The 20,396-nt window shown below is 69.5% G+C and carries 17 protein-coding genes; 10 read left to right on the forward strand and 7 right to left on the reverse strand.

Features of this window, described 5'->3' with window-relative positions; translation table 11 throughout:
* Positions 1–17: 17 nt before the first annotated feature.
* Positions 18–764: an NUDIX domain-containing protein gene (locus AB0H42_RS03865; RefSeq protein ID WP_357049345.1), complete on the reverse strand. Its 747-nt coding sequence runs from the start codon at positions 762–764 to the stop codon at positions 18–20.
* Positions 765–849: 85 nt separating this feature from the next.
* Between AB0H42_RS03865 and nadA the strand changes: the two genes are divergently transcribed.
* The 8 genes from nadA to AB0H42_RS03905 all read left to right on the forward strand — a co-directional run bounded on the left by nadA (position 850) and on the right by AB0H42_RS03905 (position 9,821).
* Positions 850–1,896 carry a quinolinate synthase NadA gene (gene nadA / locus AB0H42_RS03870; RefSeq protein ID WP_245713205.1) on the forward strand — a complete coding sequence of 349 codons (1,047 nt, stop codon included), beginning with the start codon at positions 850–852 and terminating at the stop codon, positions 1,894–1,896.
* A 45-nt stretch (positions 1,897–1,941) separates the two neighbouring features.
* On the forward strand, positions 1,942–3,561 hold the full coding sequence (locus tag AB0H42_RS03875) for an L-aspartate oxidase (RefSeq protein WP_357049348.1): 1,620 nt from the start codon (positions 1,942–1,944) through the stop codon (positions 3,559–3,561).
* 118 nt (positions 3,562–3,679) lie between these two features.
* A complete protein-coding gene (gene nadC, locus AB0H42_RS03880; protein ID WP_357049351.1) occupies positions 3,680–4,540 on the forward strand; it encodes a carboxylating nicotinate-nucleotide diphosphorylase in 861 nt (286 codons plus the stop codon).
* Between the two features lie 1,248 nt (positions 4,541–5,788).
* On the forward strand, positions 5,789–6,748 hold the full coding sequence (locus AB0H42_RS03885; protein WP_357049354.1) for a hypothetical protein: 960 nt from the start codon (positions 5,789–5,791) through the stop codon (positions 6,746–6,748).
* 22 nt (positions 6,749–6,770) lie between these two features.
* Positions 6,771–7,688 carry an inositol monophosphatase family protein gene (locus AB0H42_RS03890; RefSeq protein ID WP_357049356.1) on the forward strand — a complete coding sequence of 306 codons (918 nt, stop codon included), beginning with the start codon at positions 6,771–6,773 and terminating at the stop codon, positions 7,686–7,688.
* Between the two features lie 310 nt (positions 7,689–7,998).
* Positions 7,999–8,253 (forward strand): hypothetical protein, encoded by a 255-nt coding sequence (locus tag AB0H42_RS03895; RefSeq protein ID WP_357049359.1) that lies wholly within the window; start codon positions 7,999–8,001, stop codon positions 8,251–8,253.
* Between the two features lie 151 nt (positions 8,254–8,404).
* The gene (locus tag AB0H42_RS03900; RefSeq protein WP_357049362.1) at positions 8,405–9,268 is read left to right on the forward strand and encodes an arylamine N-acetyltransferase; all 864 of its coding nucleotides are present in this window, start codon (positions 8,405–8,407) and stop codon (positions 9,266–9,268) included.
* Positions 9,269–9,350: 82 nt separating this feature from the next.
* Complete coding sequence (locus AB0H42_RS03905; protein WP_265806946.1) at positions 9,351–9,821, forward strand: MarR family transcriptional regulator; 471 nt, start codon at positions 9,351–9,353, stop codon at positions 9,819–9,821.
* 52 nt (positions 9,822–9,873) lie between these two features.
* Here AB0H42_RS03905 and AB0H42_RS03910 read toward each other — a convergent pair whose 3' ends face one another.
* Genes AB0H42_RS03910 through AB0H42_RS03920 form a run of 3 tightly spaced genes read right to left on the reverse strand, consistent with a single transcriptional unit; the run spans position 9,874 to position 13,368 of the window.
* Positions 9,874–11,121: an MFS transporter gene (locus tag AB0H42_RS03910; RefSeq protein ID WP_357049365.1), complete on the reverse strand. Its 1,248-nt coding sequence runs from the start codon at positions 11,119–11,121 to the stop codon at positions 9,874–9,876.
* A complete protein-coding gene (locus tag AB0H42_RS03915) occupies positions 11,118–12,206 on the reverse strand; it encodes an amidohydrolase family protein (RefSeq protein ID WP_357049368.1) in 1,089 nt (362 codons plus the stop codon). Before AB0H42_RS03915 ends, AB0H42_RS03910 begins: the two co-directional genes overlap by 4 nt.
* A gap of 34 nt (positions 12,207–12,240) precedes the next feature.
* Positions 12,241–13,368, reverse strand: a complete 1,128-nt coding sequence (locus tag AB0H42_RS03920) for a hypothetical protein (protein WP_357049371.1) — start codon at positions 13,366–13,368, stop codon at positions 12,241–12,243.
* Positions 13,369–13,649: 281 nt separating this feature from the next.
* Here AB0H42_RS03920 and AB0H42_RS03925 point away from each other — a divergent pair, with 281 nt between their 5' ends.
* Entirely contained in the window at positions 13,650–16,598 is a 2,949-nt protein-coding gene (locus tag AB0H42_RS03925; RefSeq protein WP_357049374.1) for an AAA family ATPase, read from the forward strand.
* A 33-nt stretch (positions 16,599–16,631) separates the two neighbouring features.
* On the opposite strand, the gene AB0H42_RS03930 is transcribed toward AB0H42_RS03925, so the two are convergent.
* Complete coding sequence (locus AB0H42_RS03930; protein WP_357049377.1) at positions 16,632–17,810, reverse strand: winged helix DNA-binding domain-containing protein; 1,179 nt, start codon at positions 17,808–17,810, stop codon at positions 16,632–16,634.
* A gap of 89 nt (positions 17,811–17,899) precedes the next feature.
* Here AB0H42_RS03930 and AB0H42_RS03935 point away from each other — a divergent pair, with 89 nt between their 5' ends.
* Positions 17,900–18,874: a prolyl oligopeptidase family serine peptidase gene (locus tag AB0H42_RS03935; protein WP_357049379.1), complete on the forward strand. Its 975-nt coding sequence runs from the start codon at positions 17,900–17,902 to the stop codon at positions 18,872–18,874.
* A gap of 187 nt (positions 18,875–19,061) precedes the next feature.
* Here the strand turns inward: AB0H42_RS03935 and hisH are convergent, their stop codons facing one another.
* Both hisH and hisB read right to left on the reverse strand, forming a co-directional pair.
* Positions 19,062–19,694, reverse strand: coding sequence for an imidazole glycerol phosphate synthase subunit HisH (gene hisH, locus AB0H42_RS03940; protein ID WP_063127448.1), 633 nt, complete (start codon positions 19,692–19,694; stop codon positions 19,062–19,064).
* A gap of 67 nt (positions 19,695–19,761) precedes the next feature.
* Positions 19,762–20,394: an imidazoleglycerol-phosphate dehydratase HisB gene (gene hisB / locus AB0H42_RS03945; protein ID WP_357049382.1), complete on the reverse strand. Its 633-nt coding sequence runs from the start codon at positions 20,392–20,394 to the stop codon at positions 19,762–19,764.
* Positions 20,395–20,396 lie beyond the last annotated feature (2 nt).

Below are 20,396 nucleotides of genomic sequence, written 5' to 3' on the forward strand. Positions count from 1 at the left end.
TCGCGTCCTGGTCGGTGTCAGGCGCGCGGCCGGAGGGCGGCGAATTCGTCGGTGACGCGCAGTCCGGAATCGGTGAACCGGTAGACCGAGGCAGGGCGTCCGCCGGCCCGTCCCGGGGCGGCGGTGTCCCCGGTGGGGGTGATCACCTTGCGCCGCGTCAGGACCCGCTGCAGGTTCGTCGTATCGACCTCGTAACCCAGTGCGGCGCAATAGATCTCCCGCAGTGTGGACATGGTGAACCGATCCGGCGCCAGGGCGAAGGAGATATTGGTGTAGGACAGTTTCGCGGCCAGCCGCGCGCGGGCGTGTTCGACCACGGTGCCGTGATCGAACGACATCTCCGGTAGCGCGGCCACCCGGTGCCAGGAGGTGTCGTCCGGTAGGCGCGGGTCGGCGGTGAGGGGGACCAGGCCCAGGTAGGCCGAGGCGATCCGGCGCGGGCCGGGGACGCGGTCGGGGGCGCTGAACACCGACAGTTGCTCGAGGTGGTCCACCTCGCGCACGTCCACCTTCTCGGCCAGCTGCCGGCGCGCCGAGGTGTCCAGATCCTCGTCGCGGCGCAGCCGGCCGCCGGGGAGCGACCAGGTGCCGCGCTGCGGGTCCAGTGCGCGCTGCCACAGCAGGACCGCGAGTTCCCGCTGCTGGCGAGGCGCACGGCGGTCCCCGGCGGCTGCGCCGCCGTGACCTGCGGCGTTGTCGGCGGGGAAGCGGCGAACCTGGAACACCGCGGTGAGCGATTCATGGATGGTGCTAAACTGGTCCACGTTTTCGATCATAAGTCGAAAACCTGGTTGAGTGCGAATCGGCAGAGGGGCCGATCGCGCGAAGGAAGGAGCGACCATGGCGACGATGGGAGCAGAATTGGCCCCGGCGCCGGGTACCGCACTGCGGGAGCGGATCAGCGACGGGCCCTCGGGCTACACCGGGGTCGAGGGGACGCCGGAATGGGCGGCCGAGGTGAAACGCCTGGCCCGGCAGCGCAACGCCACCATTCTCGCGCACAACTATCAGCTGCCCGAGATCCAGGACGTGGCCGATCACGTGGGTGACTCGCTGGCGCTGTCCCGGATCGCGGCCGAAGCGCCCGAGGAGACGATCGTCTTCTGCGGTGTGCACTTCATGGCCGAGACCGCGAAGATCCTGAGCCCGGAGAAGACCGTGCTGATCCCCGACGAGCGCGCCGGATGCTCGCTCGCGGATTCGATCACCGCCGACGAACTGCGCGACTGGAAAGCCGAGCACCCGGGCGCGGTGGTGGTGTCGTACGTGAACACCACCGCGGCGGTGAAAGGGCTCACCGATATCTGCTGCACCTCCTCCAACGCGGTCGACGTGGTCGCCTCGATCGATCCCGGCCGCGAGGTGCTCTTCCTGCCCGATCAGTTCCTGGGCGCGCACGTCAAGCGCGAAACCGGTCGCGAGAACATGCACATCTGGATGGGCGAATGCCATGTGCACGCCGGGATCAACGGCGACGAACTCAACGACCAGGCCCGGGCGCATCCCGACGCCGAACTCTTCGTGCATCCCGAATGCGGCTGCGCGACCTCGGCGCTGTACCTGGCCGGTGAGGGCGAATTTCCCGCCGACCGGGTGCATATCCTGTCGACCGGCGGCATGATCGACGCCGCTCGCGCCGCGAAATCGAACCAGGTGCTGGTCGCGACCGAGGTGGGCATGCTGCATCAGCTGCGCAAGGCCGCCCCGGGTATCGATTTCCGGGCCGTGAACGACCGCGCCGCCTGCAAGTACATGAAGATGATCACCCCGGCCGCGCTGCTGCGCTGCCTGGAGGAGAACCGCGACGAGGTGCACGTCGATCCGGAGACCGCGGCGCTGGCCCGGAACTCGGTACAGCGGATGATCGAGATCGGCACCCCGGGCGGCGGGGAATGACGCCGGGCCGGGCGTGACACCGTTCCCACGGACGTGGAGTACGTGATGACCGATCAACTCGATCGCGCGTGGGAGGCCCGCGCCGACCTCGTCGTGATCGGCGGCGGGGTCGCCGGGCTCACCGCCGCCCGCGCGGCCGCCCGGGCCGGGGCTCGGGTGCTGATCCTCAGCAAGGGCGGCCCGGCCGATACCGCCACGCAGTACGCGCAGGGCGGTATCGCCGTCGTCGCGCCGTACGGGGATTCGGTGGACTCCCATGTCGCTGACACCCTCGCCGCCGGCGGCGGGCTTTGCGATCCCGACGCGGTGCGCTCCATCGTCGCCGGCGGCCCGGACGCGGTGGCGGCCCTCACCGACCTCGGCGCGGTCTTCGACCTCGGCCGGGACGGGCAGGTGTCGCGGACCCGGGAGGGCGGGCACAGTACCCGCCGCATCATCCACGCCGGCGGCGACGCCACCGGCGCGGAAGTGCAGCGGGCACTGTCGGCGGCCGGATTGCCGGTGCTGTTCGGGACCACGGTGCTCGAGGTCGTCACCGGCGCGACCGGCGTCCAGGGGGTCCTCGCCGTCTCCGAACGCGGCCGCGGCCGCGTGCACGCGCCCGCGGTGCTGCTCGCGACCGGCGGTCTCGGGCAGCTGTACGCATTGAGCACCAACCCGGCCGGCGCGACGGCCGACGGTGTCGCCCTGGCCCTCTGGGCGGGCGCGGCGGTGGCGGATCTGGAATTCGTGCAGTTCCATCCCACCGTCCTGTACACGCCCGACGGTCTCGGACGGCAGCCGCTGATCAGCGAGGCGGTGCGCGGTGAGGGCGCGCGCCTGGTGGACGCGCGGGGCGATTCGGTGACCGCCGGTGTCCATCCGCGCGGTGATCTGGCGCCCCGGGATGTGGTGTCGCGGGCCATCGCGGCGCGGATGCGGTCGCTCGGCGCCGACCATGTGTACCTCGACGCCCGGGAGATCCCCGAGTTCACCCGGCGTTTTCCGACGATCACCATGTCCTGTCGCGCCGCGGGTATCGATCCCCGCCGCGATCTGATCCCGGTGGCGCCCGCGGCGCACTATCAGTGCGGCGGTGTGGTCACCGATCTGCACGGGCGTACCGGCGTGCCCGGGCTCTACGCGGCCGGAGAGGTCGCGCGCACCGGGTTGCACGGTGCCAACCGACTGGCCTCCAACAGCCTGCTCGAGGGGCTGGTGATGGGCGAGCGGGCCGGGCTCGCGGCGCTGGAGCGGCTGGGCGAACCGGCCGGCGCCACGGCGGGATCTGGGAAGGTCCGGCCGGTGCTGCCGCGGCCGGTACTCCAGCAGACGATGACCGAGCATGCCTCGGTCGTGCGCGACGGTGCCGGGCTGGCCCGGGCGGCCCGGCTGGTCGACATAGCGCGCGGCGACGAGCCGGCCGCGTCGGCGACCGCTGTACCGGCGCCTCGCCCCGAGACGCCCGCGGACGCCGTGGCCCGGGTCGAGGATGCCGCGCTCACCGTGACAGCGCGGGCGCTGTTGCTGGCGGCGCGGGTGCGTTCCGAGAGCCGCGGCTGCCATACCCGCGCGGACCATCCGCGGACGGCACCGGGCCCGGCGCAGCCGATCATGGTGCGCCTCGACGAGGGCGGGGCGCCGCGAGTGGTCACCGAGCCGACGCCGCTGGCGGCGCCGTCGTGAGCGGTCGAGTGGACTCGTCGTTCGCGACCTGTCCGCTACCGGAGCCGGCCGGTCCGGTGTCCGCCGACGAAGCGATCCCGTGCGTCCGCTCGCCCGGATCGAGAACGAGGAGAAGACGATGACATTGGATCCCGGTCTGGATCCCGCGGAAGTCCGCGCTCTCATCCGTACCGCGCTGGACGAGGATCTGCGCTACGGGCCCGATATCACCACCACGGCCACCGTCCCCGCGGACGCGGCGGTGAAGGCCGCGGTGGTGGCCCGGCAGCCGGGCACCGTCGCCGGAATCGATATCGGGCTGCTGGTACTCGACGAGGTGATCGGCGCCGACGGCTACGAAGTCACCGAGCGGGTGCCCGACGGTACCCGGATCGCGCCCGGGCAGACGGTACTGGCGCTGGTGGCCCCGACCTGCGGCCTGCTCACCGCCGAACGCACCATGCTCAACCTGATGTGTCATCTCTCGGGTATCGCCAGCGCCACCGCCGACTGGGTGGACGCGGTCGAGGGCACCGGGTGCCGGATCCGGGACAGCCGTAAGACGCTGCCCGGTCTGCGCGCCCTGCAGAAGTACGCGGTGCGCGCCGGCGGCGGCGTGAACCATCGCATGGGTCTGGGCGACGCCGCGCTGATCAAGGACAATCACGTCGTCGCCGCGGGTTCGGTGGTCGAGGCACTGCGGGCGGTCCGTGCCGCCGCGCCGGAGATCGACTGCGAGGTCGAGGTCGACGATCTCGACCAGCTCGACGCCGTACTCGGCGAGCAGGTGCAACTGGTCCTGCTCGACAATTTCCCGCTCTGGCAGACCCAGGCCGCGGTCCAGCGCCGTAATGCCGTCGCACCGGAGACGAAGCTGGAATCCTCCGGCGGCCTCACCCTCGATATGGCCGCGGATTACGCGCGGACCGGCGTCGATTTCCTGGCGGTCGGCGCCCTGACCCATTCGGTCCGGGTGCTGGACCTGGGCCTCGATATGTAGCGGTATCGATACGATGCGACCTGCTTTCGGAGGGGGCGTCGCCGAGTTACTCAGGTGTCAGTATCGGCGGGTACCACCCTCGGTCCACGATCCGTACGCCCGACCACGGACAGTCGCCGCCTCGGTGCGAAGTGACCCGGTTTTCGGCTACCGAGACCAAACTTCGGCATCCACCAGGGCACTTGATCGCTCGGATCGGACCAGCTGGGTGGCCACCGGCCCGCAACACGATGCGTAACTGCCGCGTAGTGATATACGGTTCGCACCCGCAACGGGGCGCCGCTGCGGCTACCTGAATATCCACCCATGGGCAGGAACCGGGCACGTTCCGAAAATGAAATGCGATTCGTCCAGCGACAACAGGCGCGCCGCGCAGGCAGAAGTCGGTCTCGGGGCATCGCGCGAGTGTCATACCTTCCGAGTACCAGATCGGACCGAGCATCTTTGCGATCACCCACGGGTCGCTGTGGTGTTCACACGCGATGTCACCGGTCATGGTGTGCCCTGTTCGAATGGGTTTCGCGCCAGCGGTCGATCACACGATCAATTTCCGACTGCAGTCGCATAGGTGCGTGGTGGTCTGTTGTCCGACCCTGGTGGCCGGGTTCGAGCGACAGGCAACGGATGGCCGCTGCCACCCGCTCCAGCGTTGCGATCTCCACGAGGCGGTCGTTGCGTGCGTGCGTGCGGGCTTGCGCCGGTGATCCGTTGCCTACGGCCGGCCTTCGAGGGAGGGGCGGCAGTTCACGGCGGTCGGGTGGCACAGTGGAACGATCGCTGTTCGATCGGACCGAATTCGGAGGATGGAACGTGTTGTGCTGATGAGCGGAATCTTTCATCAGTTCTCGCCTCTGTCGTCGCCTATCGATGTCCCGACAACGCTCGCATCCGTGCCCGTTCTCGACACCTGCGTCGCGGTGGGTCGTCCGCCGGATTACTGGGTTGCTCTGATCAGCGGGTTCATCGAAAAACGAAGACCTTGCCCATCACGATGGGTAAGGTCGTTCCATCAAAACCGTTCTCGTTCTCCGGCTCTGGAGGGTGCGCGCTGTGGGAGTTTCCTCGATGCCGACACATCGGGTTGCCGGACCGGGTCCAGTACTCAGTCCGCAGGCACGTGGGCGGGTAATGGCGGCTCTTGGTAGAAAACTGTGGTCGGACCTGAGGTCGGTGGCCGGCGCGGCGACTGAGCTGATGTCCAGGTACCCGGATGTGCCCAGCCTGCAGGCATATCGTTACGCTGCGGGTTTGTCCCAGGACCAGGCCGCCGAACGGTACAACGCGGTGACCGGCAATCAGACAAGTCTGGGCGGCACGTCCATCAACGCGTGGGAGACGTGGGCTCGTGGGCGGGGCCGTGGTTCGCCGCCCTCCATGTCGAGCCTGCTCATTCTGTGTACCGCGTACGGTCGCGGCCCTCTCGGTGCGGCCGGGGAACGTATCACGCCGACAGAGTTGGTCGCCGAAGCCTATGAACGTCTGCCGATCGAAGATCAGTTGTCTCTCAGAGAATTCACTGCCATCGCTGGGCCCTTGCCCGCGCTCGAACCACGACGAGCTGTCACGGTATCTCCGGCGATCGCCACGACCAGCGGAGCGCGATCGCAGGTCGGTGCAGAGTTCACCCTGTCGGTGCCCACGATCCAATACGGAAATCCCGAGATAATGGCATTCACTCTGCCGAACCCTCGGACTGGTCGACTGCTCGATCTGACCTGGGAGACCTTCGGCTACGGGATAGAACGGCTTGCGTCTCAGATAAAGAATGCCGGACGGCGATTGGATGCCGACCTCTGTTTCGGCGTGAACGAAGCGGGCCTCGTCATGGCATCTTTTCTGGCCTCGAGCAGTTTCTCGCGGTGCAAGATCGGATATCTGCGCTGCACTAAGGTCCGGGATGGAGTCGATCTGGACGATGCTTCCTTCTTTCCGTCCGCCGACGGCGCCACCAGCATCGTGATCTGCGATTTCGAGGTCAAACATGCCGACGTGATTGGATACCTTACCCGTCGGGTACGTGCCCGCTACCCGAAGGCCGATCTATATTTCGCCGTCTTCGGTGCCATGACCAAGAGCCGTGACCTGCGGGTCGAGAGTTTCGACGAATTAACCGGTAGCGCAATCATGCACGCCGCCGACCTGGCAGCAGTATTCATCGCTGCAACAATGAGTCCGCCCGGAATAGAGCCACCATTGGAGTTGCGATGACCAGTCCAGAAGGTGCCAGTACATGAGGGGACGCAGCGCAATCCCGGAGCTGGGAGCGCAATTGCTCGGTCTCGTGCGTCGGATGATGGACGAGATCCGGCCGCAGCTGATCGACGCCGCATTGTCCGGTCATCGGGCGGAGAACGAGAATGTGCGCCACCGTGACAATTTCTTGTCCGATTATGACCTCTGGATGCACCGACGGTACAAAGAACTTCTGGTCGATCATATTTCGTCGTTCGTCTACGCATCCGAAGAAGCCGACCCCGAAATCATCGGCGGCGGGGATCCTGATCTCTGTGTACTCGTCGATCCCCTGGACACCAGCGAACTAGCGGTGCGGGCCTTGCACGGATATACGCATATCCTCGTTTACTCTCGGTCCCTTGCCCGGCCGATCGTTGCAGTAGTCGGGGACATCTTCCATCACGTGCAGGCGTACGTGGCGGCCAGAGATCATGTCGGCGCCGATGTCGCCTTCTTGGTTACTGCCGATGGTGCCGAACACCGCCTGGATCAGCCGTCGCAGGCAAGTCTGCCCGACGCACTGGTCACCAATTATCTGATGCGACCCGTACAGCGGTTCGAGCCGCTCGCTCGGCAGCGCGGCTTCATCGACGCCTTGGGCGGCGACGGGAGAGCGAAAGGCCGCATCGGCGTCGACTTCGGATCGATCGGTCTGTGCCATGTGGCGGCCGGTTTCTCAGACGCCATGATCGAGTTCGCCAAAGGGTTCGCTGTCTGGGACCTTTCTCCGGGCCACTACATATTGCACGCGGCAGGCGGAACCGTGATAGATCTGGCGGGCACGGTGCTCCCACTGGATTACGATCTGGGATCGATAGAGACCATCGATCGGGCTATGGGTCGGCGCCAGAAGTTCATCGCTGCCGGTACCCCGGCTCTAGCTGGTGAGATACGCAGAACCTTGCATTTTTGACGCAGGCCGCGCCGCGCCACCATCGCGTCGGAGACGATGCCGCGATCTCCGGTGGTCTCACCCCTGAACATGGCCGCGAACTACACGTGAACCGGCGTCGCTTGCCCGGCGGTAGGCTCAGCTGGCCCATTCGGTCCCGGTCGACAATCCGATGGCAGCATCCAGGGCCTTGCGCCTACCATCGCGCGATGCGAAAGAACGGGCGCCACCGCGTGCTCATGGTGGGGGAGCAGCAATATTTCTGGAGGACCGCGCACCGGCATGTGCCCGGGTGCGAGAGGAAATCCTCCGGCTCCGGCGGCGCGGGTCGGTGGCAGGCCTGACACTGGTCTTCCGCCCCGGCGGTGAGCGCCATGTGCCCGATGGAGGCGGGTCCGCAGCCGGTGTCATCGTGACCGGTGACCGGTTACTGAACCTGAACAAGCCCGGCGTAGTCCGGGCATTCGTCGACGGAGCCGTGCGGCGCGGCTGGATGACGGACGCGCGCGCAGTCGGCCACCGAGACGGCTGGGATCTCTTCGATGAGGTGTACGCCCGGAATGCCGAGAGCTCGACGATGCCGTGAACACCGCGACCGGGGCCGCGCGAGCGCGCGGAGGTGCCGCGAGCACGTCCGGCCCCGGCGATCCGGCCCGGAGTGCGGGCCTCCGCCGGGATGCGGAACATCCGGCGAGTGCGCGCGGTTGCTCGTTCCGTACCCGGGCGAAAGGGATGACATGGCGAAACCGGCTGACGCCGCCTATCACTGGAACGGCGCAGCACTGGATCTGGACGCGTATCTGGCGCGGATCGGATACACCGGGCCGCGCACTCCGACACTGGCCGTGCTGCGGGAGCTGGTGGCCGCGCACACCACGACGGTGCCGTTCGAGAACCTGGAGGCGGTGCTGGGGCGGCCGGTGCCGCTGGATCTGGACACCTTGCAGGACAAACTGATCCGGCGGCGGCGCGGTGGCTACTGCTACGAGAACGTCACCGTGTTCGCGGCGGCGCTGGAGCGTTTCGGGTTCGGGGTCACCGGCCTGTCCGGCCGCGTCACCATGGGATCGGGTGGGCTGCGCCCGGCCACCCACGCGTTGTTGCGGATCACCGTCTCCGACGACGACCGGGTGTGGCTGGCCGATGTGGGGTTCGGGGCCGGGCCGTCCGAACCCTATCCGCTGGTCGATCATCCGGACGAGTTCACCCTCGGCGGCCGGCGGTTCCGGCTCGAACGCACCCGGGGTGAGCTGGGTGCCGACGAGTGGGTGCTGCATCAGTTCGCGTCGGCCGGCTGGGTGGACCGCTACACCTTCACGCTGGACCCGCAGTACCGGATCGACTACGAGGTCGGCAACCATTTCGTCTCCACGTCGCCGCGCTCGCCGTTCACCCAGCGGCCGTTCGTGCAGCGGTTCCTTCCGGGCGTCCATCACACGCTCGACGGCCGCACGCTGACCACCGAATATCCGGACGGGACAAGTGATTCCAGGGAGCTGGAACTCGCGGAGCTGGCGAAGGTGCTCGGCGAGATGTTCGATATCGATATCTCGGACGGGGATGCCGAGGCGCTGATCGCCGCGTCGTGGGCGACACGCTGACCGGCCCGGGCGGGGCGGCGCGTGGTCCGCGTCGGTGGCCGGTTTGTGGGAGTTGCCAACAATTTCTTGCTAGATTCCGGTGATGAAGATCGCGCACGAGGACGTCCCCGGCAGGCTGCGTTCCCTGCCGACCCGACTGATCAACCAGACCGCGCTGCTCGCCGCTCGCGCCACCGAACAGGCGATGGCCGATACCGGGTCGCGGCGATACCACTACGCCGTGCTCACCACCCTGCGGGAGTCCGGCGCCGCCAGTCAGGCCGAACTCGGGCGTCGCACCGGTATCGACCGCAGCGATATGGTGGCGGTCCTCAACGACCTGGTCGGCCGCGGTTTCGCGGAACGGGACGCCGATCCGGAGGACCGCCGCCGCAATATCGTCACCCTCACCGAGGCGGGCAGCACACACCTGGACGACCTGGACCGCCGGCTGGACCGGGCGCAGGACGAACTGCTCGCCGCCCTCTCGGCGGCCGAGCGACGCACACTCGTCGGTCTGCTCACCCGGATCCTCGACGCGCATACGGAGTCCGCGGCCCGCGACCGGGCGTGACCGGAGCCGGCTCCGATACGGTTCCGGTCACGCCCGGTTCGCCGGTCGCGCGTCAGGGTCCGCTGACAGCCGCGTGCACACCGGGATCCGGCCGGCGGGGCGGCTGCGGTACGGCCGTACCCGCCAGGAGCTGAACCAGGCACAGACCGGCCAGCAGCCAGAGGACCGGCCCCCAGGAACCGCTCCACATGTGCAGGGCGCTCTGCGTCGCGACCCCTGCACCCGCCAGCGCGTAGCCGATTCCGTGGGTCGTCGCCGACAACACCGTCACCGAGCCCTGGTCGGGCGCGCGCAGCGAGATCAGGCTCAGGATGAGCGACAGGGTGCCCAGTCCGATCCCGATCATCGCGGCCCACATCCATGGCGCCGCCTGCGGATACCGATACAGACCGAGTAGGCCCACCGCGGGGGTCACGGTGGCCACGACGAGCGGCAGGGCGCGGCGGGGGCCGGCCGGTGCGCGGCGTACCCACCCGGGGAACAGCGCCGCGGCCGGAAGTCCGGCGGCGGCCGCGATACCGAGCAGCAGTCCCGCGGTGGTGGGGTCGGTGCCCGCCTCGCGGTAGAACGACGGCAGCAGATTCATGACGCCGAACGCGGTGGTCGCCCACGCGGCGAACAACACGATCAGCGACCAGGACAGCCGATCCCGGGGTAGGGGTATCCGCCGGAGCGACGGCGCGGGCGCCGCGGTCGCGGCGGGCGCCGGGGCCCGCCGCAGCGCGCCCAGCCACAGGACCAGGGCGATCGCGCATACCGGCGCCCACAGGGCGAGACCCCACCGCCACGAACCGGCCGCGCTCACCGGGGTGGTCAGGAACGCCCCGGCGGCACTGCCGATACCGATCGCGGGCGCGTACAGAGCCGTCATCCGGGTCGCGCCGGGACCGGAGCGCCCGGCCAGGACCGGCAGCAGAGTCGCGACCACCGCGGTGGCCAGCGCCGTCACCGTCGTCCCGGCGATCAGCAGTCCGGGACCGCCGGCGACGCGCACGACCTGACCGGCCGCCATGATCGCCAGCGCGGCCGCGAAGGCGTGCGCCGGATTCCATGCCGCCGCCAGTCGAGGGGTCAGCAGGCCGCCCACCGCATAGCACCACAGTGGCATGGTGACGATCCAGCCGAGGACCGCCGGGTCGATGCCGGTCGCGGCCGGGACGAATTCGAGTGCCGCGCCGAAAGCGGTGATCGGCGGGCGCAGCGCGAATCCGGCGAGGACCAGCGCGGCGGCGCCGAGCAACCAGGCCCGGCCGGGTGAACCGGAAACGGTATCTTTCCCCAGCGCCGGCGCACCGGTCATCTCGGCACCGGGGCGCCGTTGGGCGCGGCCGGGACCGCCGTGGCCGGAGCCGGCCGAGGCGAGGCCGGCGTCAGCCCGAGCAGTTCGCTGATATTGCGCCAGGCGACCCGTTCCAGCAGGTCGTCGTCGGCAGCGACGCCCAGCTCGTCCACCCGCCACCGTGCCCGCAGCGCGGCCAGCTGCGGACCCATCTCTTCCATCGGGTAGTCCAGCGCCACGGCCACCCGGTCGGCTCCCGCCCCGGATACCGCCGCCCAGAACGCCAACGGGTCGGTCACCCCCGAGGTGGTGACGAACAAGTTGGTGCGCAGGTAGTGCGACGGTGGATGGTCGAGCCGGCGGCCGTGCCGCTGCGCGTTGGCCACCTGCCAGCGGGAGTCCAGCCGAGACGGGGCGGCGAGCAGGCCCTCACCGGCGTGGCCGAGGATCACGGTGAGTTCACGGGTCGCCGGGCGGTCGAAGACGCCGGCGCACAGCAGCCGCAGGAAATGGGCGGCGGTCTCGACACCCCAGCCGAACAGCGGCCCGCGCAACTGTGGATGTCCGGCCGTCCAGGCCGCGGCGTCCGGCGCGTTCGCCGGATGCAGATACAGCGGAACACCGAGCTCGGCGACTGTCTCCAGGAAATCCCGGTACTGCGGTTCGTCCAGGTAGGAGCCGCAGGTGTGGCCGTTGATCAGCACCCCGACCAGGCCCATCTCGCCGATCGCCCGCCGCAATTCGCGCACCGCGGCGGCGGGGTCCTGCAGCGCGACCGTAGCGAAGCCGGCGAACCGGTCCGGTGCCGAGGCCACCACCTCGGCCAGCCAATCGTTGGTGCGGGCCGCGAGGCGGGTGGCCTTCGCCGGGTCCGGCTCGATCTGGATACCGGGCGCGGTCGGCGACAGTACCTGCACGGTCACGCCGTGGGCGTCCATCGCGGCGAGTCGTTCGTGGCCGACGTCGCGCAGCCGGTGTTCGGCCTCGGTCCAGTATGCGGCGTCCAGGTTGTTCCGGGCGCCGTCCAGATATTCGCTCAGGAAACCCGGGAGCACATGCTCCTCGACGGTGACGATCCGCTCGGGACGCCCGATGGGCTGTGGCATGACTTTCCTCTCTCTCGATCCGCGGTCCGCGCGGTCAGCCGACCGCGACATCACCGCGCACCACTGTGGTGCGGTCCACCGCTGCGGCCCTGGCCGCGGACAACAGGGCCCGGCCGAGGAACGCGTCGGTGCCGAAACCGGGTCCGAATCCGGCGCCCAGGAGCGGAGCGCCCCACGCCGGACACAGCGCAGGATCCGCGGCGATCAGCGCGATCGCGTCCAGCACGGCCGACGACATGAGGTTTCCGCGGGTCAGCGACTGCCACGCCGGTGCGACCTGGTGCGCGTCGAGGCCCAGGGCTTGCTGGACATCCCGGATGATGTTGTTGCCGCCCGCGTGCAGGGCACAGACGGCCAGATCCGCACCGGTCCACCCCTGCCGGCTCAGCAGCGCCCGCAGTGCGGGCGCCACGGCCGGGATGGAACGCACCGCGTCGGTGGTGAGCCGGAACCGCGGCCCCTCGTCGGTGACGACCCAGGTGATGGCGTCCGACGTGCCGGGCACCTCGGAGCGGGTGATATCGAGCAGCTCTACGCCCTCCTCGAGCGAGGTGGACACGACAGCGGCCGCCGCGGCATCGGAGAACAGCGCGCTGGAGACGATGCTGCCGACCAGCCCGGCTTCGTCCAGCTCTGTTTCGACATGGAAATGCGGCGACGCGGTATCGGCGGTGACGATCAGGACCGTATCGCCCGGGTGGGCCCGCAGCCAGCTGTGCGCCATCGTGATCGCGTGCGCCCCGCCCCGGCAACCCATCCCCGATACAGGTAGCGCGGCGCAGTCCCGGCGCAGTCCCAAGGCCTGCGTCAGCGCGCTGATCGGAGAGGGCATCGACATGAGCGTGGACGATTCGAAAACGACCAGGTCGATATCGGTGCCGCCGCGGCCCACCGAATCCAGCGCTGCCCGCGCGGCGGGTACCGCGTAGGCGTGGAATGCGTCCCAGGCCGCGGCGTTGCGGGCCGCGAACCCCCGCATCGCCATGATCTCCTCGATGCGCAGGTGCATGGGGTGCACATCGATGGCGAGCCGTCCGGCCATCGTGAGGGCGCGCTCGACCGCGCGGGCCCGCGGGCTGCCGGGCGAGAACACCCGCTCGTTCCGGTCGCGTACCGCGTCGACGAGTTCGGTGTGCGGTATCGCGTGTGGCGGAACGGTCACTACCGGGACCGATACTCGGGGATGCCTGGCGGGCAGGTTCACTGCGTGCGTCCAATCTCTGCTCCGGCGCGTCGCCCCCTGCCACGGATTTCGTGCCGGCGACGCTGCCGGTCCCCAGGATCACCGATAGCGCGAGCCCGCGGACAGTAGGGAGATCCCTACATTCGGGCACCACGATCGAGAATCTCAGCGCGACAGAAGGACTCGGGCTGGCTACCATCCTCGGCCAAGGCCCGGAGAGATCGGCGAACCGGGCCGCTGGGCCCGGAGGTAGTGGATCGGTGATTTCACCGGGACGAGACGGTCTGTCCCTGGTGGGCAGAACCGCGGAACTGCAGGCGATTCAGGCGGCGTTGCTCGCCACCCGGCAGGGCGCCGACGGTGCGATCCTGGTCACCGGTGAACCGGGTATCGGTAAGACCCGGCTGTTACGGGAAGCCGCCGACCGGGCCGCGGCGCTGGGTTTCCAGATAATGCACGGGGGCGGCACCGAACTCGAGCATGCGATCCCCTACGCCGCCGTGATCGACGCCCTCGACGAGCCGCTGAGCGCACTGCGCCGCGCCGATCTCACCGCGCTCGGCCGTGACAGCCTGGCCGAACTCGGCCGGCTGCTGCCCTCGCTGGCCGCATGGGCGACCCCCTTGGCGACCACCCTGCAGGTCGAGCGCCACCGCTGCCATCACGCCATCCGATCGGTACTGCATCGGCTCGCGGTACGGCGGCCGGTGCTGCTGGTGCTCGACGACGTGCAGTGGGCGGACCACGCCTCCGTCGAAGTGGTCGTGCACCTGTTGCGGCACCGGTCGCCCCGGCTGATGCTGCTACTGGCCCATCGCCGCCCGTCGCTTCCCGATATCGCGTCCGCGGCCCTGTACCGCGCCGCCTACAACCGCACCCTCACGGTGCTGGAACTCGAGGCATTGTCGCTGAGTGAGACCGCCGAACTGGTCCACGACGAAGATCTCGACGCCGGCGAACTGACGCAATTGCACGACCAGTGCGGCGGTAATCCCTTCTACCTCCAGGAGCTCGCCCGGGTCTGGCGGCGAACGGCGACCGCGGTGGCCGGCGAGACCGGCGCCGGCCCGGCCGAGATACCCGCCGCCATCCGGGCGGCACTGGCGCAGGAGGTCCGCGCCTTGTCCCCCGACGCCCGTCGGCTGTTACACGCCGCGGCCGTCGCCGGTAGCTCCGTCGAATGGGATCTCGCTATCGACATCAGTGAGCTCACCACAGTGCAGGCTCGTCGCGCGACCAACGACGTGCTGGAAACCGGCATCGTGCACGAGTCGGTGACACCGGGCCGGCTGGTGTTCCGGCATCCGATCGTCCGCCTCGCCGTCTACGAGGCCGCGGGCTACGGATGGCGAACCCGAGCGCATCGCCGCGCGGCGACCGCGCTGGCGCGGCGCGGTGCGAGTCTCTCGATCCGCGCTCACCACTGGGAGCTCTGTGGCACGGTCGGCGATGAACAGGTGATCGGCCTGCTCACCGAGGCGGGCGTGGCGGCGGCTCCCCGGGCACCGGTTGCCGCGGCGCGCTGGTTCCGTGCGGCCCTGCGGCTGCTGAGCGACGACGCACCGGCCGGACATCGGCTCTCGCTGTCCCTGTCACTCGCCGACGCGTTGAACGCGACCGGTCGCCTCGGCGAATGCAGCGAGGTGTTGCGGCACGCGCTGGACCTCATTCCCGCCGAGGCCGTCACCGACCGCGCCGGTGTGCTGACCCGGATCGCGCTGACCGAGCAGGGGCTCGGCAACGCCGCCGAAGGCGGGCGGCTGCTGACCGCGGCATTGGCACTGACCCCACCGGGCGGTCTGGCGGCGGGCGCGCTCCGGCTCGAGTTGGCGAAGAACCATCTGATGATGCGTCACTGGGACGAAGCGGCCCGCGTGGCCCGGGAGGTGCGCCACAGCGCGCAGCACAGCGAGGACCGGCGGTTGTATCTGGCCGCGACCGCTGCCAATGCCTATATGGGCACTCTGCAGTACGGGGACTCGCTCGTGCACGCGTCGGCGCACCTCGACGAGGCCGCCTCGGCACTGGATGCGCTCACCGACACCGAGGTCGCACCCGGCCTGCTGGACGGGCTCACCAATGTGGTGTACGCCGAGGTATCGCTGGAGCGGTTCGCGTCCGCGGCCGCGCACGCGGCGCGCGGTATCCGGCTCTCGCGGGATACCGGGCACGGTAGGCATCTGGTGGAACTGCAGCATCTGCACGCGCTCGCCTTTCTCATGCAGGGCCGGTTGGCGGCCGGGCTCGCGACCGCCGCGAGCGCCGTGGAAAGCGCGCTGCTGCTCGGTAACTCGCCGATGGTGGCATGGACCGAGGCGACACGCTGCTGGCTGCTGATGCTGTTGGGCCGGGCCACCGATTCCCTCGCCTCCGGGGCGCTGGCCACTCGGGTGAACGCGCAGGCGCCGAACGCGCTGTTCGCCTGGCATACTCCGCTGGTGTATGGCGCCGCGCTCATCGAAGCGGGCCGCTACCGCCATGGCCGTCGTGAACTGCTCGCCGTCGCCGGGGGGCACGAGCAGCGGCCGATGTTTCCGACCACGATGCCCTACTTCTACCGTTACCTCGTCGACGGCGAACTCGCACTCGGGCGTGTCGACGCCGCCGAACAGACCACCCGCCAGGTCGAGCGCATCGCCGGTGCGATGCCGATGTTGTCCATGCGCGCCGGTGACGCCAAATACTGCCGGGCCAGGATCCAGCTGACCTGTGGCGACAGCGCTACTGCCCGCGTCACCGCCGAGCAGTCCGTCGCCGCCTACGAGGCCGCCGGGACCCCGGTGGAGGCGGCCCGGGCGAGACTGCTGCTCGGGCACGCCCTGTCCGACTACGATGCCGTCGCCGCCGAGCGGGAGTTCGACAACGCGTTGAGCACCGCCGAGCTCTGCGGGGCCGTCCGGCTGGCCGAACAGGCTCGCCTCGGTTTGCACCGGGTGGGCGGACGCCGGTCGTCGAGGCGCAGCGACCGGCCCCGGGCGACCGCGGACCGGCTCGGCGACCTGACCGAACGACAGACCGAGATCGTGGCCCGCGTGATACTCGGGCGAACCAACCGGCAGATTTCAGAAGAACTCCATGTCAGCGAAAAGACTGTGGAGGCTCATCTCACCCGGCTGTACACCAGGCTCGGAGTCTCTTCCCGGACCGAACTCGCCGCCGTGGCCAGCGATAGCTGGTCTTCCGTCGCCGGCGGCCCACCACCTGTGTGAAGCGTTCGATGCAGCTCGTTTCCTCGGTGGTGTTCAGGCCGTCAGTTCCCGCTCCAAGGGTGTGCGGAAGCGCGGGATCGGGCGCAACTCACCGAACCAGCCGGCGGCACGCTCGGCCTCGGCCGCCACCAGGGCCGTGCCGTCGGCGCCGATATCCTCCAGGAGCCGCGTCACGATCTCGCCGTCCTTGCGCTGAGCCCAGCCACCCACGATCCGGCCGTCATACCAGATGGTCGGCCCGATATTGCCGTTGCGGTCGAACAGCCGGGGCTGATGTTCACCCAGATACCAGGCGCGCGACTGCCAGCCCATCGGAGTGGGATCCAGCGCGGGCAGCAGCGCGGCCCACGGCGGCGGATCGGCCACCGGTTCGAGGTCGTCGGCCAGGAGTACGCCGGTGCCGCCGTCCAAGTCGACTTCCACGGTATCCAGCCCCGCCAACGCCTCGCGTACCTGACCCAGCGTCCACCCGGTCCACCATTTGATATCGCCGATCGGCGCCGGGCCGAACGCGCGCAACCAGGCCCGGATCAAATCGGTACGGGCTTCGTCGATTCCGGGTGCGGCGAGCGGTCCGGACAGCCAGGACTCCGCCGGTGCCCAGGAATACCGGCTGCTCGACCAGGTGCCGTTCGGCCGGGTCCGCACTATCCGGCCCTCGGTGCCGAGCAGCACCAGCACCCAGCTGGTGATACTCGTCGGCCGTGAATACGCCTTCTCCGGTGCCGTATTGATCTGCGTACGCAGATCGGGGACGTCCTTGCTCAGCTGGGCCCCGGTCGCGGTGCCCCGGGCCAGCAGTGCCCGATGTGTGCGATCGGCGACATCGTCGAGCCAGCCCGCCGCGTCGCCCTCGCCGATGCCTGCCTGTTCCAGGTACCGGGCATAGGTCCGGCGCTGTTTGACCGCCAGATCGGTACCGCAGGAGGCATGCAGCACGGGCACCAGGTCGACCGGCGCGACGAACATGGTGCGCCGCATGGCCAGCATGCGCACCAGCGAGCGGTCCTCGTACAGTGCCTGCTCCACCTGCGCGGGGCCGAGGTCGTGACCGCGTGCCGCCACGGACAGGTGCACGGTGGCCGGATCGGTGGCGTGCAGCACCACCAGCGACCGGACGATCTCGGCCGGGCCGGCGCCGCGGTGCGCGCCGGCGAGCCGGTGCCGGACACCGATCCGGGCCCGGCGCTGCGCGGTACTGATCGAATACATGCCCCGGATGCTAGCGGCGAGCTCCGACATCCCGGCAGGTCCCGGCGCGGTTCCTGCGAATGTGTGCCGCGCCGTGGAATATTCGAAGGATGAGCAGACGCGTGATGAGCTTCCTGGCCGGGGTGCTGTTGGCGACGTCGGCCGCGACGCTGCCGGCCGCCGCGCCCGCCGGCGCGACCCAGGCGTGCTCGGTCCAGACCCGGCCGGTCTCGGTACCGGTCGACGGTGAGCAGGCCACCGGCCTGGTCTACCGACCGCACGGCTGTGCGGTCGGGAATGCGCTGATCGTCGCGGCGCACGGGCACAAGGGGTCGTCCGCCCAGTACGCCGAGTACGTCACCGCGATCGCCGCGCGGACCGGGACCCCGGTCCTGTCCATGGATATGAGGGGTAGTGCCCAGTGGCGTACGGGGGAGTGGAACCTGTGGGCCGGATGGCGGGACCTGGTCGCCGCGACCCAGTGGTACAAGGGCGCACATCCCGGCGTCGCACGGACCATCCTGTGGGGCTGGAGCCAGGGTGCGATGACCTCCGGTCTGGCCGCCGCCTACGGCCCGGCCGGGTTGTTCGACTACTGGGTCGATACGTTCGGCCCGTCCGACCTGGCCACGCACTGGGCGGGGCCCGCGTCGGATTACCCCGCGCTGCAGGCGCAGATCCAGCGGGACGCGGGTGGCTGTGTCCCCATAACCTGCCCGCTCGCCTATGCGGAACGGTCGCCGGCGCTACAGGCCGGCCGGATGGGTATCCGGCATGCCTTCCTCATCCACGGCACCGCCGACGAGGTGGTGCCGTTCGCGGCCAGTACCCAGATGCGGGCCGCTCTGATGCTCGCCGGGAAACCCAGCACGCTGTACTCGATCGTGAGCGGGCGCACCCTGAACGGAACGGTCGAACCGGGCCGCCACAATGTCGGCCCGGCCCTGTTCGAGGCGGGTTGTGTGGTGGAGCGGCTCGCGCTGGGGACCGAACCACTCGACGGTAACCGCGACTACGTGGTCGATGTCGCCCGCGGCGTCGTGGCCGCGCCGCCGCCACCACCGAACGCCAAATGCGCTGCGTAGCCCGAGGGCGGAATCACACGATGGAATACCCTCCGTCGATGCTCGCGGCGACCATCGCCGCGCCGGCGGTTCTCGACGACCGGCTCGGCCGTCTGCGCGACAGCCGCGACACCCTGCGGGAGTCGCTGGAGAGGATCGAGACCGGCCGGCCCGGCCGAGCCCGGACCCGGCCGGGCTCAGCCCCGGGTCACAGCGATTTCACCCAGTTGGACAGTAGCTGCGCCCCGGCGTCACCCGACTTCTCCGGGTGGAACTGCGTCGCCGAGAGCGCGCCGTTCTCCACCGCGGCCAGGAACCGGCCGGTGCCGTACTCGCACCAGGTCAGCCCGGGCGCGGCGAGGTGGTCACTGGGCGGCAGCTCCCAGCTGCGGGCGGCGTAGGTGTGCACGAAATAGAAGCGGGTGGTGGGGTCCATACCCGCGAAAAGCACGCTGTCGGCCGGCGCGGTGACGGTGTTCCAGCCCATATGCGGCAGCACCGGTGCGTCCAATTTGTCGACGGTGCCAGGCCATTCCCCGCATCCCTCGGTCTCCACGCCGAACTCGACACCGCGGTCGAACAGGATCTGCATCCCCACACAGATACCCAGTACCGGCCGCCCACCGGCCAGGCGCTGCCCGATGATCCGTTCCCCGCGCACCTCGCGCAGACCGGCCATACAGGCCGCGAAGGCACCGACACCGGGGACCACCAGACCGTCGGCGGCGAGCGCGGCCTCGGGGTCGGCGGTCACCTCCACCCGCGCGCCGGCCCGCACCAGCGCCCGCTCGGCCGAATGCAGATTCCCGGACCCATAATCCAACAAAACCACCGACGTCATAGCACTTCCTTCAGGGGGGGTGCATACGGCCCGCGGAGCCCGGAGCGAAGGCGGAGGGATCGCATCATCAGAGCGCCCCCTTCGTCGAGGGCACACCTCGGACGCGGGGATCGGGTTCCACGGCGGCGCGCAGCGCCCGGGCCACCGCCTTGTACTCGGCCTCGGTCACATGGTGCTGGTCGCGGCCGTAGAGCACCCGGACGTGCAACGCGATCCGGGCATTGAGGGCGATCGATTCGAACACGTGCCGGTTGAGCACCGTGGAATACGGAGCCCCGGGGTCGTTGCGGCCGCGGACCGGTGCGCCGGGGATGACCGCGTGCAGCAGGTGGTCGGGTTCGCCGGTGTGCACACAGTAGGGCCGGCCCGAGACGTCCACGGCGGCGTGCGCCAGGGTCTCGTCCATCGGGATGTAGGCGTCGCCGAACCGGCGGATGCCCTTCTTGTCGCCGAGCGCCTGTCCGAGGGCCTGCCCGAAAACGATCGCGGTGTCCTCGACGGTGTGGTGCGCCTCGATCTCGATATCACCGTCGGCGCGCACGGTCAGATCGAAACTGGCGTGGGTGCCGAGCGCGGTGAGCATATGGTCGTAGAACGGGACCCCGGTGGTGATATCGGTTTTACCGGTGCCGTCCAGGTTCAGTTCCACCACGATGGCGGATTCCTTGGTGGTGCGCTCCACCCGCGCGGTTCGGTTCATAC

The sequence above is a fragment of the Nocardia sp. NPDC050799 genome, assembly GCF_040654015.1.
Classification (GTDB): Bacteria; Actinomycetota; Actinomycetes; order Mycobacteriales; family Mycobacteriaceae; genus Nocardia.

Excerpts from the sequence above, each read along its gene's own strand:
- nadA (WP_245713205.1), top strand. The coding sequence starts at position 850 with ATGGGAGCAGAATTGGCCCCGGCGCCGGGTACCGCACTGCGGGAGCGG.
- AB0H42_RS03875 (WP_357049348.1), top strand. The coding sequence starts at position 1,942 with ATGACCGATCAACTCGATCGCGCGTGGGAGGCCCGCGCCGACCTCGTC.
- nadC (WP_357049351.1), top strand. The coding sequence starts at position 3,680 with ATGACATTGGATCCCGGTCTGGATCCCGCGGAAGTCCGCGCTCTCATC.
- AB0H42_RS03890 (WP_357049356.1), top strand. The coding sequence starts at position 6,771 with ATGAGGGGACGCAGCGCAATCCCGGAGCTGGGAGCGCAATTGCTCGGT.
- AB0H42_RS03900 (WP_357049362.1), top strand. The coding sequence starts at position 8,405 with ATGGCGAAACCGGCTGACGCCGCCTATCACTGGAACGGCGCAGCACTG.
- AB0H42_RS03905 (WP_265806946.1), top strand. The coding sequence starts at position 9,351 with ATGAAGATCGCGCACGAGGACGTCCCCGGCAGGCTGCGTTCCCTGCCG.
- AB0H42_RS03910 (WP_357049365.1), bottom strand. The coding sequence starts at position 11,121 with ATGACCGGTGCGCCGGCGCTGGGGAAAGATACCGTTTCCGGTTCACCC.
- AB0H42_RS03915 (WP_357049368.1), bottom strand. The coding sequence starts at position 12,206 with ATGCCACAGCCCATCGGGCGTCCCGAGCGGATCGTCACCGTCGAGGAG.
- AB0H42_RS03930 (WP_357049377.1), bottom strand. The coding sequence starts at position 17,810 with ATGTATTCGATCAGTACCGCGCAGCGCCGGGCCCGGATCGGTGTCCGG.
- AB0H42_RS03935 (WP_357049379.1), top strand. The coding sequence starts at position 17,900 with ATGAGCAGACGCGTGATGAGCTTCCTGGCCGGGGTGCTGTTGGCGACG.
- hisH (WP_063127448.1), bottom strand. The coding sequence starts at position 19,694 with ATGACGTCGGTGGTTTTGTTGGATTATGGGTCCGGGAATCTGCATTCG.
- hisB (WP_357049382.1), bottom strand. The coding sequence starts at position 20,394 with ATGAACCGAACCGCGCGGGTGGAGCGCACCACCAAGGAATCCGCCATC.